Genomic DNA, 15,723 nt, shown 5'->3' with positions numbered 1-15,723 from the left:
TTATCATTCCTTTAATTTAAAGTGGTTGAATTGTTTGCTTCTATTAGTGGTATGGTTAAAGTAAATATTACACCACTATCTAAATTATTCTGTACATTAAACTCAGCCTGTTCACCAAACAAATTAGTCATCCGTTTTGAAAGATTTTCTAGTGCTGTACCAGTTCCTTTTTCTGAAACAACGGATTCTTTTCCTAGATGGGTTAATCTCTCATCAGGGATACCTAATCCGTTATCTTTCACACTTATAATCAATTTTTCTTGTTTTTTGTAGATTGAAACGTGAGCGTGATTATTTTCTTTTCTTGACCCAAAGGCATGTTTAATGGTGTTCTCCACTAAAATTTGGACGGCATATGGAGGAACCACGTAGTGTATCAAGGTATCATCAACGTCAAAAGTAACCGTGTAGCGATTTGGAAAACGTGCTTGCTCTAGTGATAGGTATGCATCTACTTGTGCTAATTCCTGTTTCAAAGGGATGAGTGTGTGTCTTGCGCCTTGTAAATTTCCTCTAAAATAAGTGCTTAACTGAAGTAAGAGTGTTCTGGCCTTATCACTATCTTTTCTCATTAAAGCAGAGATAGTATTAATTGCATTAAAGAAGAAATGTGGATTTACTTGTGCTTGTAATGATTTAATTTCTGCTTCTTTTAATAATTTAGATTGCACTTCTGCTTCACCTAACTCGATTTGTGTGGAAAAAATAGTACCCAAACCTTTAGCAAGTTGTTCTTCAACATGAGTAAGTTGACTAGCATCAGTAAAATACATTTTTAATGTTCCCACAATTTTCTTATGAACGAATAAAGGAATCACAATCGCCGCTTCAAGAGGGCAATTTGGATTTGAACACCCAATATGTTCTTTATGATGGACAATGGAGAGTTTACCATGTTTTAATACATCTTTTGATAATTCGGTAATCACTTCTAGCTCAGGAATGTGATGATCACTGCCCGCACCATAATGAGCAAGTATTCGGTGAGTATCGGTTAAGCTAATCGCACTTACCTTAGTATAATGCTGAATAATAGTTGCAACTTCTTGTGCTGAATGTTCATTTAAACCTTCTCTAAAGTAAGGAAGTGTCGCAGCTGCTAACTCTAATACATCATGTGTTTGGACAGCTTTGGCTTGTTCTTCTTGTTGTAAGGTAGTGGTTAAAATAGATAAGAATATAAAAGTTCCCGTACTATTTAATATAATCATAGGAAAGGCAATAAAGCTGACTAAATTTATCCCTTGTTGTAAATTTCCACCACTAAATAGCATAATAAATAACATTTGAACGACTTCCATAAAAGCTCCAATAAAAGCAGCTTGAGTCGCAGTAGGAAACTGCCCTTTTTTGGTTAGCTTTTTTCCAAGCTTACCTGACAAAAAACCAACTAAGAGGGAAGAGGGAATATAAAACAAACTATAGTGACTACCCTGAATAAAACGATGTGTTCCAGCAATTAGACCAACCATTCCACCAACAAAAGGTCCTCCGACAATACCAGAAACGCCAATAGCTAATGTTCTTGTATTGGCTATGGAAACATTATCGTGTAGATTAGTTAAAATACTACTGGGAACAATTTGATTGTCTTTGATTTCGATTCCGGTAAAATTTGAAATAATGGCAAATAAACTAAAAATGATTGCAAGCTGTAACTTTGATTGATACTTATCCCGACTTAATAGTATTTTTTTAAAGTAGGGGACATTTACTAATAAAAAAGCAAGTAGAATAATTAAACCCACACGCTCCATCATTAGGATAAATAGCTCTATCATAATGTTAAAACTCCTTTAATGATTTAATCATAGTGTAGCATAAAAAATTTTTAAAAAGAGAAAACATAGCACAAAAAAACGTATTGACAGAGAAATTCTCTTTCAATACGTTTTTTAAATTATTTAACCATACCCCATTTACTAGGTGGCCAAAAGGCAATTTTTGACTTGCCGATAATATTTTCTTTTGGAATGAATCCAACCTCAGGAAAACGACTATCTTTTGAATTTTGTCGGTTATCTCCCATAACAAAGTAAGTATTTTCTGGAACAGTATCTTTCCCAGTTAATGATTTTAATGTAAAATCATAGGTTAAATTTTCATCAGGGTTTGTTTGCTTTAATTCAGCTTTTTTCTCATCTAGATAAGGTTCATCTACTTTTTTTCCATTGATATATAATACATCATTTTTGTACTCAATAGTATCACCTGGTAATCCAATCACTCGTTTGACATAATTTTTTGAAGGATCATCTGGTGCTATTAAAGAGACAATATCAAAACGTTTGGTGTCACCCATTTTTAAGGCGATGTTTCTTTCCCCATCGACTAACGTTGGCATCATAGATTCACCACTAACAGTAACTGGTGTGAAGACATAGACACGTAATAATACAAGTGCGATAATTAAGAAAACATACCAGATTAAATCCTTAATCCATGTTGATTTAGTCATAATAAACCTCCTATTCATTTAGTCCCTATTTCGCAGAATAGATAACTAACAAGGATTATTATACGATAGATTAAACAGAAAGTCATTTAATTAATGTGTAGTAATAGACAATTTCTTTTAAGAATATTAAGCTATTTTTTGAAATATGTTTAGTATAATACTTAGTGAAACGGTCATCTGCTAGATACATATCAAGCATTTGTCTATGATAGTCATGAGAGTAAATAGGGCTAGCAAGTGATAACCATTCTTTATGTGATAAAAAAGTATCCTTTGCTAATGGGTGAGTAACATCAGTAATCGATTGTTTTTCTAAGTCATTTAATTGAATAAAAAGCGTTTCTTCTACTTTTTTTAGTTTAGCATAATCTTCCCTAGAAAAATTAATCCAGTTATCATTATATTGTTCAATGGTTTCTTCATCATAGTTTTGCTGTAATTCCTCACCATATATTTCCTTGTTGTCTTGTAGTAGTTGTTGTTTAAATGCAGTAAATTTTTCTTCATTTGTCATAGTAATATCCCCTTTATAGTAATGAATGGTTTGTTCTAAAGAGTGAATTAAAGTTTCTAGTTGCTCTTTTTGTGTGACAAGTTTATCAAAATGCTTAGATAAGGAATCAACTACTTGTGAGGTATCCGTTGATATAAGTAACTTAATATCATTTAGCGGAAAATTAAATTGTTTATAAAATAAAATTTGTTGAAGTAAATCAAGTTCTTTATCATCGTAAAAACGGTATCCATTCTCACCTATACTAGCAGGTTTTAATAAATCGATACTATCATAGTAGCGTAATGTTCTTGTTGTGACACCAGATAATTTAGCTAATTCAGTTATCGAATACACTGTATTTCCTCCTTTCAATAAGTAGTATATGGCTTGACGTTGCGTCAAAGTCAACAAGTGAAATACTATCTTTTCCTTCGTTTTTATCGTAGAATAAGTTATATAATGTTCAATGGGGTGAGAATATGGTCGACTTATGGCGACGTATGAAAGCGAATGACAGCGTTCGACGAACGCTGGTTTTGCTAATTATTTGTTCGGGATTATATTTGATACGTAATATCCTTAGTTTAATTTTATTAACCTTTATATTAACGTATTTAATCATTCGGGGAGTAGATGGTATTCATCATGTAACAAAACTTCCTAAAAAATTAGTTGCTATTGTGATGTATTTGTTAATTATCATTTTTTTATACTTTTCAATAACAGTTTATGTACCAAAATTATTTAATCAAACGATTCAGATGATTGAAGATGTTTTTACATTTTATCAAAAAGCAGATACCAATAATAAATTATATGAGTGGATAGCTAAAAATGTAGGATTTAACGAGATAAAACAACAATTAACAACCGGAGCAAAAGTAGTCTTTACAACGATTACTAGTATTGGATCAATGGGCTTAACGTTTGTCATGTCTTTAATTTTAAGTTTTTTCTTTATTATTGAAAAAGACTGGGTAACAGCATTTGGTCAAGCTTTTTTCAAAAGTAAGATAGGATTATTTAGTCAAGATGTTGCTTATTTAGGGAAAAAATTTGTTAATACATTTGGGGTAGTGATAGAGGCACAGTTTATTATCGCGATAGTAAATACTATCTTGACTATTATCGGATTAATTTTTATGAAATTCCCACAAGATCAATTATTAAGCTTAGCATTAATGATATTCATATTAAGTTTGATACCGGTAGCTGGGGTCATTATTTCTTGTATTCCGTTATCGTTAATTGCCTATACAGTGGGTGGTGTTCAAGATGTTATCTACATTTTGATTATGATTATGATTATTCACGCGATTGAATCTTACTTGTTAAATCCTAAATTAATGAGTAGTAAAACAGATTTACCTATTTTTTATGTGTTTGTAATTTTAATGTTTTCAGAGAAATTTTTTGGTGTATGGGGATTAGTTATAGGAATACCAGCTTTTGTTTTTTTACTTGATTTATTAGATGTTAAAGTAGATCATAAAAAACCACCAGTTCTTCCACAAATAAATTCACCTAAATAAAAAAGTTGTTTTCTTTTAAAGAAAACAACTTTTTTATTTAAAAGACATCAGGGTTTTTATAATTCCGTAATTTAATTGCAGTAACTAATTCTGAGATACCTGATAATGTTAATACAATACCAAAAAATTGGAATAATACAATTAAACTACCAAATGGATTAAATAAAATAAATATACCTGCTATAAGAAGAGCAATACCATAGATTAACATAGGAAGATAACTGATGTTAACATACTGTCTTAAGTTTAATGCACGAGAAATACGTGTAGCACCACCAATAATAATTAAAATACCTAAAAAGATAGGAAGGATACTAACTATTGGTTGGGCGAATAGCCAGATAATAAGCGCGACTATAAAATAAAATATACTCATAGAAACTTGACCGTTTTGTTTGTTCTTCAAATAGCCAACTAAATTAATTACCCCAAGTAACACATTATAACCAACGATTAGATAGACACCTGCATCAAATAGTTGTTTTGGTTTTAAAAAGATTAAGATACCTATCAGTAAATAAAGAATCCCACGAGAGAATGCATGACGTTGGATTGAACGAAATAGAGAAGACATATAAAATCACTCCTTGTTTAAATTAACTTAATGCTAATGTTATTATACGTGTCTATCAAAAAAATAACCAATAAAAAGTTAAAACTGTGCTACTTCGTATAAGCAATTATCTGAAGTAGCACAGTTCGTTACATAGAATCTTTAAAAACGTGTTTATTTTTTACGAAATAATCAATACCAGAGTAAATAGTAGCAGCTAGGCAGATATATAAGAAAATCTGATCAAGTGGCAAATTAATTGCACTAAATGGAACATTACCCAATAGTAATAAAATAATAGCAACCATTTGAGTAGCAGTTTTTATTTTGCCTGGCCATGCGGCAGCCATAACCTCGCCATCCTCCACTAATAATAAGCGTAAACCTGTAACAGCTAATTCACGACAGACAATAATAGCGACAACCCAAGATGGAGCAAGACCTTGTCCAACCAATATGATAAAAGCTGTCATAACTAACATTTTATCCGCTAGTGGATCAGCAAATTTCCCAAAATTGGTTACAAGATTATGTTTTCTGGCAATTTTACCATCTAACCAATCTGTAATACTTGCTACGGCAAAAATAATAGCAGCAACTAATTGAGAAATCAACAGTGGACTACCTAATACATCAATCATTCCCCAGTTAGGGATTAAAGCGACAATGATAAATAAGGGAATCATACATATTCTAATCACTGTCAACTTATTTGGTAAATTCATTTATAAACAACCTTCCTTTTTATTCATTTTCTTTAGTAGTACTATCAAAATTAATCGTGATAATTTTTTTCCCAGTTGTTGGATTAGATTTATTGAAAGCTAATTCTTGATCGTTAACTTTAATAGATAGATTATTAGATGCTCCAACAATAATATCAATTCCTGTTGCATCTTCTGGCACAATAGAGCTAATCTCTTCACCTGCTTGTAATGTGTATTGATAATAAATAGCACTTGTTCCACTTTGTTGTAGACCAATCCAAACAGGCCCTTCTAAGGCAGTGAAATCAAGTTTAATAGGTTTTGAAACATTACTACCAGAGTAAGTCACTAAATCAATGGAATCAGAGGTAATATTAAATTTACTATCATTTTTTTTCTTTTTAGAAGAATCTTTTGTTTTTTCAGTACTGTCAGTAGGATTAGACTGGGAGGTACTTTCTTCCTTATTCTCTTTTGAATCACTTCCAATGACTACTGCCTTTTCAGGTTTTGGTACTAAAGGTCCACTAGCAATATCTAAACGCATGGCATAGATAATGGTTCCAATAATAGCAATAACAACTAGAGAAAGAAGAGTTACTGGTAAGTAATCTTTAAAGGTTGGTTGTCTTTTCTTTTTTTTACGATGTTTTTCTTTACGAGAACCCCTGATTGGCTTAGTTTGAGGTAGTTCCTCTTGTGTTTCATCGGGCTTTCCTTCAAATCGGCGAATTAGGGGACGGGCATTTAGACCAACAGCTTCAGCATACTGTCTAATAAATGTTTTCGTATAGTAATCACTAGGCATTGCGTCAAAGTCATTTACTTCAATAGCAGATAAGTAGCGACGCTGAATTTTGGTGATTTTTTGTAAATCTTCCATTGTTAGCCCTTTTTCTAAACGGGCGTGTTTTAATTGTTCACCGATTGTATCCACGGGAGCTTACACCTTTCTTTCTCATTTTATTAAACGGACCACCCACCAGTTAGCGGGATGGTTGAACCTGTAATATAAGATGCGTCTTCACTAAGTAAGTAGGAAACAAGTGAGGCAACTTCTTTTGGCTGTGCCAATCGATTAAGTGGTATATCTAAGAGTAATGATTGTTTTTCTTCTTTAGACCACAACGTATTCATGTTTGTATCAACAGCTCCTGGAGCGATTGCATTGATTGTTAGGTTCATCGAGGCGACTTCTTTTGCATAAGATTTAACAAAAGCAATTTGAGCTCCTTTAACTGTACTATACATAACTTCCATGGAACTGCCAATCAGACCATAGACTGAACTGATAAAAACAATTTGACTATGGGAGTGTTGCGTTAATTTTGGCTGGCATAATTGGCATAACCTGATGGGATTATAAACATGAGTATGCCATAAATGTGTCATCTCATCAGGCGTTGTATCAGAAAGTAATTTGTATACCGTATCTCCATGAGCAAAAATGATAGCATGCAATTGAAACATATCTTTTGTTATTTGCTCCACAGATTTTGGAGAACTTAGATCAGCTTGAAGAGCAAAGAAATCCTGTTTTGGATATTTTAAGATTAAATCAGATAATAAAGACTTAATTTTTTGTTCATTGCGAAAGTAATGGCAATAGACTGAATATCCTTTCTTTGCTAACTGCTTTACACACGCTTCACCAATGTCACCACTTGCACCAGTTACTAAAACATAGTTCATTATTTTATTACCTTTCTTCGGGATAAATGAAGAAACGACTTAATGCTTCTGGCCTGATAAATGACTGATGAACTGCTTTAATATCGTTTAATTCAATACTATTAATAACAGTCACTAAATCAAATAATGTCGTGTCACCGTATTTCATCCCACTAAATTGATTGGCAATATATTCAAGGGAATCTAAAGATTTTAGATGCTTTCCAATCATTTTTTTCTTAGCCAAATCTAAATTTTGTTTTGTTAATTCAGGACTGTCCTCAGATTTTAATAAGTAATTGATAATTTGATTTGCAAATCGTTCAGGCTCATCAGTATCTGAGCTGAAATCTGCAAAATGGAAACTACGATCGAACGAAAATTCGAAAGAAAAGCTATCATCAATTAAACCACTATTGTACATTGCTAAATAGTTTTCAGAACTCATACCAAATAATAATTGTAATAATAATTGAATGGTTGTCTGGTATTTTAACCGTTCAAAGCCATCAACAGGTGGTGTGTCCAGTCCTTTTAAGCCAACAATAGCCTTAGGTCGATTAACAGATAGGGTGATACCATCTTCTTTGATAATATCATCCGCTGTTTCTTTCGGAAAATGGCGTTTGATTTCGGTTGCTTTTGGAAATTCTTTTGCATCTTGATTTTCTTTAATAAAAGTCATCATTTCTTCAGGATTCATTTTACCAACAATAAAGAGGTTCATATTACTTGGATGATAAAATGTATTGTAGCAAGTATATAAATCTTCTGCTGTGATAGGTTCAATACTTTCAATGGTTCCAGCAATATCAATATGTAATGGGTGTTTTGGGTACATATTATTTAAAATACCAAAAAACAATCGCCAATTTGGTTCATCTTGATACATTTGGATTTCTTGACCAATAATCCCTTTTTCTTTTTGGACAGATTCTTCAGTGAAATAAGGTGTTTGAACAAAGTCAATTAATGTTTCGACATTTTGCATCACATTATCAGTACTGGAGAATAGGTAGCTTGTACGAGTAAAACTTGTAAAAGCATTTGACGCAGCCCCTTGTCGTCCAAACTTTTGGAAAACATCTTCGTCTTCTTTTTCAAATAATTTATGCTCCAAAAAATGAGCAATGCCATCGGGGACAGTTATGAATTCTTTTTGTCCAATGGGCACAAATTCACTGTCAATTGAGCCATAGTTTGTTGTAAATAATCCATATGTTTTATGGAAATCTTCTTTTGGTAATAACATAACTTCTAAACCATTTGGTAAAACTTCAGTATAAAGTGTTTCATTAATAGAAGGATAATAGTTTTTTTCCATGTTATTTTCCTCCTTCCATGAAGTAAACTGCTTGTAGATTAATTCCTGTTGCTACATCCTGTACATCTTCTTTTGTGACAGCATTCATTTTGCTCATCCATTCTTCTTGAGGCAAATCAGCATATGGGATATTTGAGAATAAATAATATTGTTCAACGACAGAACGTTGATTATCAGATGATAGTAAGTATTGATTGATTAACATTTTCTTTGTTTGCTCAAGTAATTCATCTGAAAATTCACCAGCAGTCATGTTTTTTAATTGCTCATTAACCAAACGTAAAACACGTTCACGGTTTGAACTATCTATCCCAGTTTGTACACTGATAAATCCACGAAAAGGGTCAATGGAACTACTTGCATAGTAAGCAAGACTATGTTTTTCACGAACATTTAAGAACAATTTAGAATGTGGAAATCCACCAAATAATCCGTTAAAAACCATTAATGGAAAATACATATCATCATGATAATAAACATCGCAGTGATAGCCAATATTTAATTTAGATTGAACAACTGGTAATACTTCACTTTTTTGTTGGATAATATTTTTAAAAGGTTGCTTATAAAATAAATCAGTTTCCATTTCTTCTCTATCTACAAACCCAAAATTTTTAAAACAGCGTTCAACATAGCCTTCTTCAACATTACCACTCACTAAAATATCAATTTTATCATGCGCAATCATATGAGTGTAATACTCAGCAATTGATTCTGGGGTTTCTTGTTTAATTTGATTAATATCACCAAAACTAGGTGTTTTTTGATTTTTATTATCAGAAAAGAAAAGATTTTGTAAAGACATGGCAGCATAAGTTTGCTTATCATCAAAAATTGATTCAATATCAACTATTAAGTTTTCTTTTTCACGAGCAAAGGTTTCAGTATCAAAGGCATTATTTTTAATATTTGGGTTAAAAATAATTTCCTTTAAAAATTCAACAGAATCTTCTAAAATAGACACGCCATTTGGTGCGATGTTATCATTTATCACATTCAAACCAATGCTTAAATAATGTTGATTTCCTGTACGATTCACACTGACATAAAACCCTGCACCGTATAATTCAGCTAATTTTTTACTAAGTGCTACTTGATCAGGAAAGTTTAAACTATTTGTTTCCATTAAACTGGCAAGTAAAGAACGTTTACTACTTGTTATCGCATCAAGAGGTGTAGCGAAACGAACGACAATACGGACAGTTTTATATTTATTGGTAGGAATAATATGTAAATTTACCTGGTTATTTAATTTAATTGTCATAAAAAAAACTCCTTTAATTACCGTCAAATAGTGTGTTTCTAACATGACGATACACTCTCTAGATTACCAAAAATGAGCATGGTAAGATAGGAAAACACATTGAATTTTATATTTTTGATTAAAATTTAACAAAATTGTAATGCTAACAATAAATATGCATGATTACAATATATTATCATATATTACAACAGTGTTACATGTCAATTTATAATAAATGATTTTTTGAAAAAAATTTGATATAATATGAAATTGATTGGAGGGGTATAGATGGTAAAAGAATTTAAGGAATTTATTGCACGTGGAAGTGTGATAGATATGGCGGTAGGTATTATCATTGGTGGTGCATTCACAAGTGTTGTTAATGCATTAGTTGATGGAATGATTACACCGATTATTGGTTTAATTATCAGTTTTTTATTTCCAGGTGCAGAAACAGTAGAAGATGCAACAAAAGGTTTGACATTTATAGTTAACGGTGTCACATTCGATTATGGTAAACTTATCTCAGCAATTATTACATTTTTGATTACAGCTTTTGTTTTGTTTATTATTGTTAAATCTGTTAATAAAGCAGAGACTCTAATGAGTAAACCAGAAGAAGAGGAAGAACAAAAAGAAGAAGAGCAAGTTGAAACAACTGAGGATGTTTTAAAAGATATTCGCCAGTTATTAGCAAACCAAGTAGCAACTGATACCAAAGATGAAAAAACTGAAGATAAAAAATAAACCATGAGGAGTTTAAACTCCTCATGGTTTTCTATTTACGTTTTTTTTCAAATAATGGGCTAACTGGTTTGTTCTCATGGATACGTTTAATTGCATCACCCATCAATTCACCAACACTAACTGTTTCGATTTTATCAGATTTTTTCTCTTCTGGTAAAAGGATAGAGTCAGTAATGATCAATTTTTCAATTGCAGAGTTATTTATACGATCAATTGCTGGTCCTGATAAAACAGGGTGTGTACAACAAGCAACAACTTCTGTAGCACCTTTTTCTTTAAGAGCTTCCGCAGCTAAAGTGATTGTTCCGGCTGTGTCAATCATGTCATCGATAATAACACATTTTTTCCCTTTAACTTCACCAATGATATTCATTACTTCAGCAACGTTAGCTTTTGGACGACGTTTGTCAATAATCGCAATTGGTGATTTTAAATGTTCTGCTAATTTACGAGCACGTGTGACACCACCATGATCAGGTGATACAACAACGACATCATCACCTTCGTAACCATGTTCGCTGAAATAATTTGCAAGTAATGGTGCAGCCATTAAATGATCCACCGGAATGTCGAAAAATCCTTGAATTTGAGCAGCATGTAAGTCTAGTGTTAATAAACGAGTTGCTCCAGCTGTTTCAAGCATATCCGCAACAAGTTTAGATGTAATTGGCTCACGAGAGCGTGCTTTTCTATCTTGTCTTGCATAGCCGTAATAAGGCATAACGATATTAATAGTTTGTGCACTAGCACGTTTAAGAGCATCAATCATAATAAGTAATTCCATTAAATGGTCATTTACTGGGTTACTTGTAGATTGGATTAAGTATACGTGACTACCGCGGATACTTTGCTCGATATTGATTTGAATTTCACCATCACTAAACTTTCTTACTTCAGACTTACCAAGTTCCACACCAACTGCATCTGCAATTTTTTGTGCTAAAGGTTTGTTTGAATTTAACGAAAAGATTTTTAACTTTGGATCAAAGTAATGATTAGACATGAGAACCTCCACTTTCTTGTTTTAACTGAGTATACACTTACATACAAATAGTAGACATTTTCTACTAATAAATCAAGTGTTTGATTAATAATTATTTATTATATGGTAATTTTTTAGCATAATTCTTCAGATTTTCTTGGCGAGAACGAGCAATTCCTAAGTCATTTTCACTTATATCTTTAGTAATAGTAGAGCCAGCGGCTGTCATACTATTGTCCTCAACAGTTAGTGGGGCAACTAAAATAGTCCCACTACCGATGAAAACGTGATTTCCAACTGTAATATGATGTTTATTTTTACCATCATAATTAGCAAAAACAGTTCCACAACCGATATTAATATCTTTTCCTAAAGTGGCATCACCCACATAAGTTAGATGGCCAACCTTTGATCCATTATCAATGGAAGCATTTTTTATTTCAACAAAATTTCCAATGTGAACATGTTCTTTTAAGTCAGTATGAGGTCTTAGGTGAGCATATGGACCTACATCAGAATAATCACCAATATTAGATTGTTGGATGGTTGAAGATTTAATTTCTACATGGTTACCTATGACACTATCAATGATGGTTGAATTTGAATGAATAACACAATTGTTACCAATAATAGTGTTACCTTTGATCATGACACCAGGTTCAATGACAGTATCTACACCAATAACTACATCTGATTCAATGTACGTATTGTCCGGATCAATAAATGACACGCCTTGTTTCATATGATGTTCATTAATTCGCTGTTTCATTAATTGGTTTGCTTTAGCTAAGGCAACACGATCATTTACACCCATAGACTCTTCTTCTGATCCCATCGTGTAGGCAGTCACGACTTCACCTTGTTGCTTTAAAATACTAATGACATCAGGTAGATAATATTCTCCTTGAGCATTATCATTTCCAACTTTTGTTAAAGCATCAAATAAAAATTGGTTATCAAAACAGTAAGTACCCGTATTAAATTCTTTTATAGCAAGTTCTGATTCTGAAGCGTCTTTTTGTTCAACAATTTTCTCGACTAAATTTTCGTCATTTCGAATGATACGCCCATATCCAGTTGCGTCTTCTGCAACTGCAGAGAGGATTGTTGCTTTTGCATTTAGTTGTTCATGATGATTTACTAATTTTGTTAATGTTTCCTTTGTTAGTAGAGGAGTATCACCACAAATTACCAAGGTAGTCCCTTCTTTATCTTTCAATAAATCAGCTGTTGCCAAAACGGCATGACCTGTTCCTAATTGTTCTGTTTGTAAGGCATATTTTGAGCGATCACCTAATTGTTCTTGCACTTTTTCAGCACCATAGCCTACAACCGTTACAATATCTGTTGTATTTAATGGTTCAATTTGTTCGAAGACGTGTTCAACCATGGGCTTTCCAGCAACAGGATGTAATACTTTATATAATGATGACTTCATACGAGAGCCTTTTCCTGCTGCTAAAATAATAGCATATCTATTTTTCACGTTATTGACACTCCTTAAGTGTAGTTTTAAACACTTTATTCTAACAAAAAAAGAGCTTGATATTCAAGCCCTTAATTTTATCTAGTCTTTTTTTCCATAACTGAAAAGTAATTTCCAGGTACAACGGTGATATTTTTAGTTTTTGTGTCAACTTCTTTTACACAAATCAGTGAAGTATAATCTTCTACCATACGACGACCACTAAAAGTAGATTCCGCAAAAACAGTAATACCAACAAGTTCCGCTTCAAATTCTTCAATCAAAGCCTTCATACCATTAACAGTCCCGCCACCTTTCATGAAATCATCCACGACCAATACTCGAGAGCCACGTTTCAAACTACGTTTTGATAATTCCATTTTTTCAATTCTCTCAGATGACCCTGATACATAATTGACACTTACAGTAGAGCCTTCTGTGATTTTAGAATCACGACGCACGATAACAAATGGAACATTTAGGTAATATGATACCGCTTGAGCGATTGGCACACCTTTTGTTGCCACCGTCATAACAGCATCGATATTTTTATTAGCATACTGTGTTGCAATGATTTGTCCAATTTGTTTAAGTAGTTGAGGTTCTCCGAGTAAATCTGATAAATAAACGTACCCACCAGGAAGTAAGCGATCTTGTTCAGATAAGCGTTCACATAAAGAATCAATCATCGTTTTTGATTCACTAAACGGGATAGACGGCGTAAAGATAACCCCACCAGCTGCTCCTGCAACAGTTTCAAGTACACCAAAGCCACGCTCTTTAAATGTTTTTTTTATAATCGTTAAATCTTCACTAATTGAAGATTTAGCTGATTCATATTTTTTAACAAAATAAGTCAGAGGAGTCAATGTATGGGGATGATTTAAGATATAAGCAGTCATATCAATCAATCGTTCACTTCGTTTTATTTTCATTAAAATACTCCTTTTAAAGTTAAATTTAAGTAATATAAACTATTATAGTATGAAATTCCAAAAAAGCAAAGTATTTTTAAAAATAAATAAAAAATGTTCGTAAAAACGAACAGATTATTTGGAAACCTGTTTGTTTTTTTTACGAACATTAGTTAGTAAATTAATTAGAATGAACATCGCAATGAAGATTAACGTGATAGTTGCTCCTGGTGGAGTATCTAATTGATACGATGTAACAAGACCAGAAGTCATCCCAATAAATCCAACCACAATGCTACTTAAAATAACAGTGGAAAAAGTTTTCCCAATCTTCATCGAGATGGTGGCTGGTAAAATCATAATAGCTGACACAAGTAATGCTCCTGCAATAGGAATCATTACTGTGATGGCTACTCCTGTAATCACATTGAACATCATAGAAAGTAGGTGAACAGGTAATCCATCTACATGAGCAGTATCTTCATCAAACGTTAAAACATACATTGGTTTTCTTAAAACGAAAAATAAAAAGACTATGATAACAAGTAAAATAGCGAGTATTTTGACTTGTTGCCAATTAATTGTCACAATTGAACCGAATAGGTATTGTTGGATATTCATGGAATTTTTTCCTTTAGTTAAATTCATTAAAACTAAAGCAACAGCTAATCCACCAGACATTAAAATAGCTGTTGATACTTCTGAATAAGATTTATATAAATTTTTGATGTATTCCAAAACAAAAGCTGAAGCAATCACGACAATTAATGTAGTAACAGTTGGATTAACATTAATAAAAAATCCTAAAGCAATACCCGCTAGTGATACGTGAGATAAAGTATCCGCTAAGAGGGACTGTCTACGCAGTACCAAAAAGACTCCTAGAGAAGGAGCAATCACTGCCATCATAGAAGCAGCGATTAACGCGCGTCTCATGAACTCATATGAAAACATCTCCATTCCGTTTCCTCCTTTCTAACAAGGTGGATATGTCTGTCCATGTATTCTTTGATTTCTTCATGATCATGTGTCACCATTAAAATCGCTTTATTATGCTCTTTGACACTATGCTGCAATAATTTATAAAAATCATTACGGGAAGATTCATCCATACCAGTAGTAGGTTCATCTAGGACAAACAAATCAGGATCAGTTGCAAACACGCGTGCTAAACAGACACGTTGCTTTTGTCCACCAGATAAATCACCAATTCGTTTTTTTCTCATATCCCACATACCAACAGAATTTAAGGCTTTTTCAACATGTTGATGGTCAATAGTATCTAACCGTTTAAACCACTTTCCACGTTGAAAACGACCTGATTGAACAAATTCTAAAACAGTGCTAGGAAATCCAGCATTGAAAGAAGCAATTTGTTGGGGAATATAACCAATTGTTAATTTATCGCCATTTATATTAGTAGGAGAGAGATAGACGTCTCCTTCATCAGGCTTTAATAAACCTAATGTATTTCGAATAAGAGTTGATTTTGCCGCACCGTTTTCACCAGTTAAAATAACAAATTCTCCCGGACTAACAGTATAAGAAACGTCTTCTAGTACGGGTTCATCATCATAATAGAAAGTGAGATGCTGGACATCAATATAATTCATGGTAACCTCCTTTAATCG

16 protein-coding genes are annotated in these 15,723 nt (G+C 32.7%); 2 read left to right on the top strand and 14 right to left on the bottom strand.

The genetic code is table 11. The features are described 5' to 3' along the window. Positions 1 to 11 precede the first annotated feature (11 nt). The 3 genes from G314FT_RS01070 to G314FT_RS01060 form a co-directional block, all read right to left on the bottom strand. Positions 12 to 1,781, bottom strand: coding sequence for a sensor histidine kinase (locus G314FT_RS01070; protein WP_257701710.1), 1,770 nt, complete (start codon positions 1,779 to 1,781; stop codon positions 12 to 14). A gap of 119 nt (positions 1,782 to 1,900) precedes the next feature. Then, entirely contained in the window at positions 1,901 to 2,458 is a 558-nt protein-coding gene (gene lepB / locus G314FT_RS01065; protein WP_257701709.1) for a signal peptidase I, read from the bottom strand. An 82-nt stretch (positions 2,459 to 2,540) separates the two neighbouring features. Beyond that, a complete protein-coding gene (locus G314FT_RS01060; protein WP_257701708.1) occupies positions 2,541 to 3,308 on the bottom strand; it encodes a MerR family transcriptional regulator in 768 nt (255 codons plus the stop codon). Between the two features lie 125 nt (positions 3,309 to 3,433). Between G314FT_RS01060 and G314FT_RS01055 the strand changes: the two genes are divergently transcribed. After that, positions 3,434 to 4,486 (top strand): AI-2E family transporter, encoded by a 1,053-nt coding sequence (locus tag G314FT_RS01055; RefSeq protein WP_257701707.1) that lies wholly within the window; start codon positions 3,434 to 3,436, stop codon positions 4,484 to 4,486. Between the two features lie 37 nt (positions 4,487 to 4,523). Here the strand turns inward: G314FT_RS01055 and G314FT_RS01050 are convergent, their stop codons facing one another. The 6 genes from G314FT_RS01050 to yfmF all read right to left on the bottom strand — a co-directional run bounded on the left by G314FT_RS01050 (position 4,524) and on the right by yfmF (position 10,005). Then, entirely contained in the window at positions 4,524 to 5,060 is a 537-nt protein-coding gene (locus G314FT_RS01050) for a DUF308 domain-containing protein (protein ID WP_257701706.1), read from the bottom strand. A 128-nt stretch (positions 5,061 to 5,188) separates the two neighbouring features. Further along, entirely contained in the window at positions 5,189 to 5,764 is a 576-nt protein-coding gene (gene pgsA, locus G314FT_RS01045; RefSeq protein WP_257701705.1) for a CDP-diacylglycerol--glycerol-3-phosphate 3-phosphatidyltransferase, read from the bottom strand. A gap of 19 nt (positions 5,765 to 5,783) precedes the next feature. Next, complete coding sequence (locus tag G314FT_RS01040) at positions 5,784 to 6,683, bottom strand: helix-turn-helix domain-containing protein (protein ID WP_257701704.1); 900 nt, start codon at positions 6,681 to 6,683, stop codon at positions 5,784 to 5,786. A 29-nt stretch (positions 6,684 to 6,712) separates the two neighbouring features. Next, on the bottom strand, positions 6,713 to 7,438 hold the full coding sequence (gene ymfI, locus G314FT_RS01035; RefSeq protein WP_257701703.1) for an elongation factor P 5-aminopentanone reductase: 726 nt from the start codon (positions 7,436 to 7,438) through the stop codon (positions 6,713 to 6,715). A gap of 7 nt (positions 7,439 to 7,445) precedes the next feature. Then, on the bottom strand, positions 7,446 to 8,741 hold the full coding sequence (gene yfmH / locus G314FT_RS01030) for an EF-P 5-aminopentanol modification-associated protein YfmH (protein ID WP_257701702.1): 1,296 nt from the start codon (positions 8,739 to 8,741) through the stop codon (positions 7,446 to 7,448). Position 8,742: 1 nt separating this feature from the next. Continuing rightward, positions 8,743 to 10,005 (bottom strand): EF-P 5-aminopentanol modification-associated protein YfmF, encoded by a 1,263-nt coding sequence (gene yfmF / locus G314FT_RS01025; RefSeq protein ID WP_257701701.1) that lies wholly within the window; start codon positions 10,003 to 10,005, stop codon positions 8,743 to 8,745. Positions 10,006 to 10,272: 267 nt separating this feature from the next. Between yfmF and mscL the strand changes: the two genes are divergently transcribed. Continuing rightward, positions 10,273 to 10,731 (top strand): large conductance mechanosensitive channel protein MscL, encoded by a 459-nt coding sequence (gene mscL / locus G314FT_RS01020; protein WP_257701700.1) that lies wholly within the window; start codon positions 10,273 to 10,275, stop codon positions 10,729 to 10,731. Positions 10,732 to 10,762: 31 nt separating this feature from the next. On the opposite strand, the gene G314FT_RS01015 is transcribed toward mscL, so the two are convergent. The 5 genes from G314FT_RS01015 to G314FT_RS00995 form a co-directional block, all read right to left on the bottom strand. Then, positions 10,763 to 11,734, bottom strand: a complete 972-nt coding sequence (locus tag G314FT_RS01015; RefSeq protein ID WP_257701699.1) for a ribose-phosphate diphosphokinase — start codon at positions 11,732 to 11,734, stop codon at positions 10,763 to 10,765. A 91-nt stretch (positions 11,735 to 11,825) separates the two neighbouring features. After that, entirely contained in the window at positions 11,826 to 13,151 is a 1,326-nt protein-coding gene (gene glmU / locus G314FT_RS01010) for a bifunctional UDP-N-acetylglucosamine diphosphorylase/glucosamine-1-phosphate N-acetyltransferase GlmU (RefSeq protein WP_423837524.1), read from the bottom strand. Positions 13,152 to 13,276: 125 nt separating this feature from the next. Then, positions 13,277 to 14,113, bottom strand: a complete 837-nt coding sequence (purR, locus tag G314FT_RS01005; RefSeq protein ID WP_257701697.1) for a pur operon repressor — start codon at positions 14,111 to 14,113, stop codon at positions 13,277 to 13,279. Positions 14,114 to 14,227: 114 nt separating this feature from the next. Beyond that, positions 14,228 to 15,052: a metal ABC transporter permease gene (locus G314FT_RS01000; protein ID WP_257701696.1), complete on the bottom strand. Its 825-nt coding sequence runs from the start codon at positions 15,050 to 15,052 to the stop codon at positions 14,228 to 14,230. Further along, entirely contained in the window at positions 15,025 to 15,705 is a 681-nt protein-coding gene (locus G314FT_RS00995; RefSeq protein ID WP_257701695.1) for a metal ABC transporter ATP-binding protein, read from the bottom strand. The genes G314FT_RS01000 and G314FT_RS00995 overlap by 28 nt, the downstream gene beginning before the upstream one ends. Between the last annotated feature and the right edge of the window lie 18 nt (positions 15,706 to 15,723).

It is taken from the genome of Vagococcus luciliae (assembly GCF_024637875.1).
Taxonomy (GTDB): Bacteria; Bacillota; Bacilli; order Lactobacillales; family Vagococcaceae; genus Vagococcus; species Vagococcus luciliae.
The sequence above is the reverse complement of the archived record's forward strand: the minus strand, read 5'-3'. Positions and strand labels throughout refer to the sequence as shown.

Excerpts from the sequence above, each read along its gene's own strand:
- ymfI (WP_257701703.1), bottom strand. The coding sequence starts at position 7,438 with ATGAACTATGTTTTAGTAACTGGTGCAAGTGGTGACATTGGTGAAGCG.
- yfmF (WP_257701701.1), bottom strand. The coding sequence starts at position 10,005 with ATGACAATTAAATTAAATAACCAGGTAAATTTACATATTATTCCTACC.
- glmU (WP_423837524.1), bottom strand. The coding sequence starts at position 13,151 with ATGAAGTCATCATTATATAAAGTATTACATCCTGTTGCTGGAAAGCCC.
- pgsA (WP_257701705.1), bottom strand. The coding sequence starts at position 5,764 with ATGAATTTACCAAATAAGTTGACAGTGATTAGAATATGTATGATTCCC.
- G314FT_RS01050 (WP_257701706.1), bottom strand. The coding sequence starts at position 5,060 with ATGTCTTCTCTATTTCGTTCAATCCAACGTCATGCATTCTCTCGTGGG.
- G314FT_RS01015 (WP_257701699.1), bottom strand. The coding sequence starts at position 11,734 with ATGTCTAATCATTACTTTGATCCAAAGTTAAAAATCTTTTCGTTAAAT.
- G314FT_RS01055 (WP_257701707.1), top strand. The coding sequence starts at position 3,434 with ATGGTCGACTTATGGCGACGTATGAAAGCGAATGACAGCGTTCGACGA.
- G314FT_RS01000 (WP_257701696.1), bottom strand. The coding sequence starts at position 15,052 with ATGGAGATGTTTTCATATGAGTTCATGAGACGCGCGTTAATCGCTGCT.
- G314FT_RS00995 (WP_257701695.1), bottom strand. The coding sequence starts at position 15,705 with ATGAATTATATTGATGTCCAGCATCTCACTTTCTATTATGATGATGAA.
- lepB (WP_257701709.1), bottom strand. The coding sequence starts at position 2,458 with ATGACTAAATCAACATGGATTAAGGATTTAATCTGGTATGTTTTCTTA.
- yfmH (WP_257701702.1), bottom strand. The coding sequence starts at position 8,741 with ATGGAAAAAAACTATTATCCTTCTATTAATGAAACACTTTATACTGAA.
- purR (WP_257701697.1), bottom strand. The coding sequence starts at position 14,113 with ATGAAAATAAAACGAAGTGAACGATTGATTGATATGACTGCTTATATC.
- G314FT_RS01070 (WP_257701710.1), bottom strand. The coding sequence starts at position 1,781 with ATGATAGAGCTATTTATCCTAATGATGGAGCGTGTGGGTTTAATTATT.
- mscL (WP_257701700.1), top strand. The coding sequence starts at position 10,273 with ATGGTAAAAGAATTTAAGGAATTTATTGCACGTGGAAGTGTGATAGAT.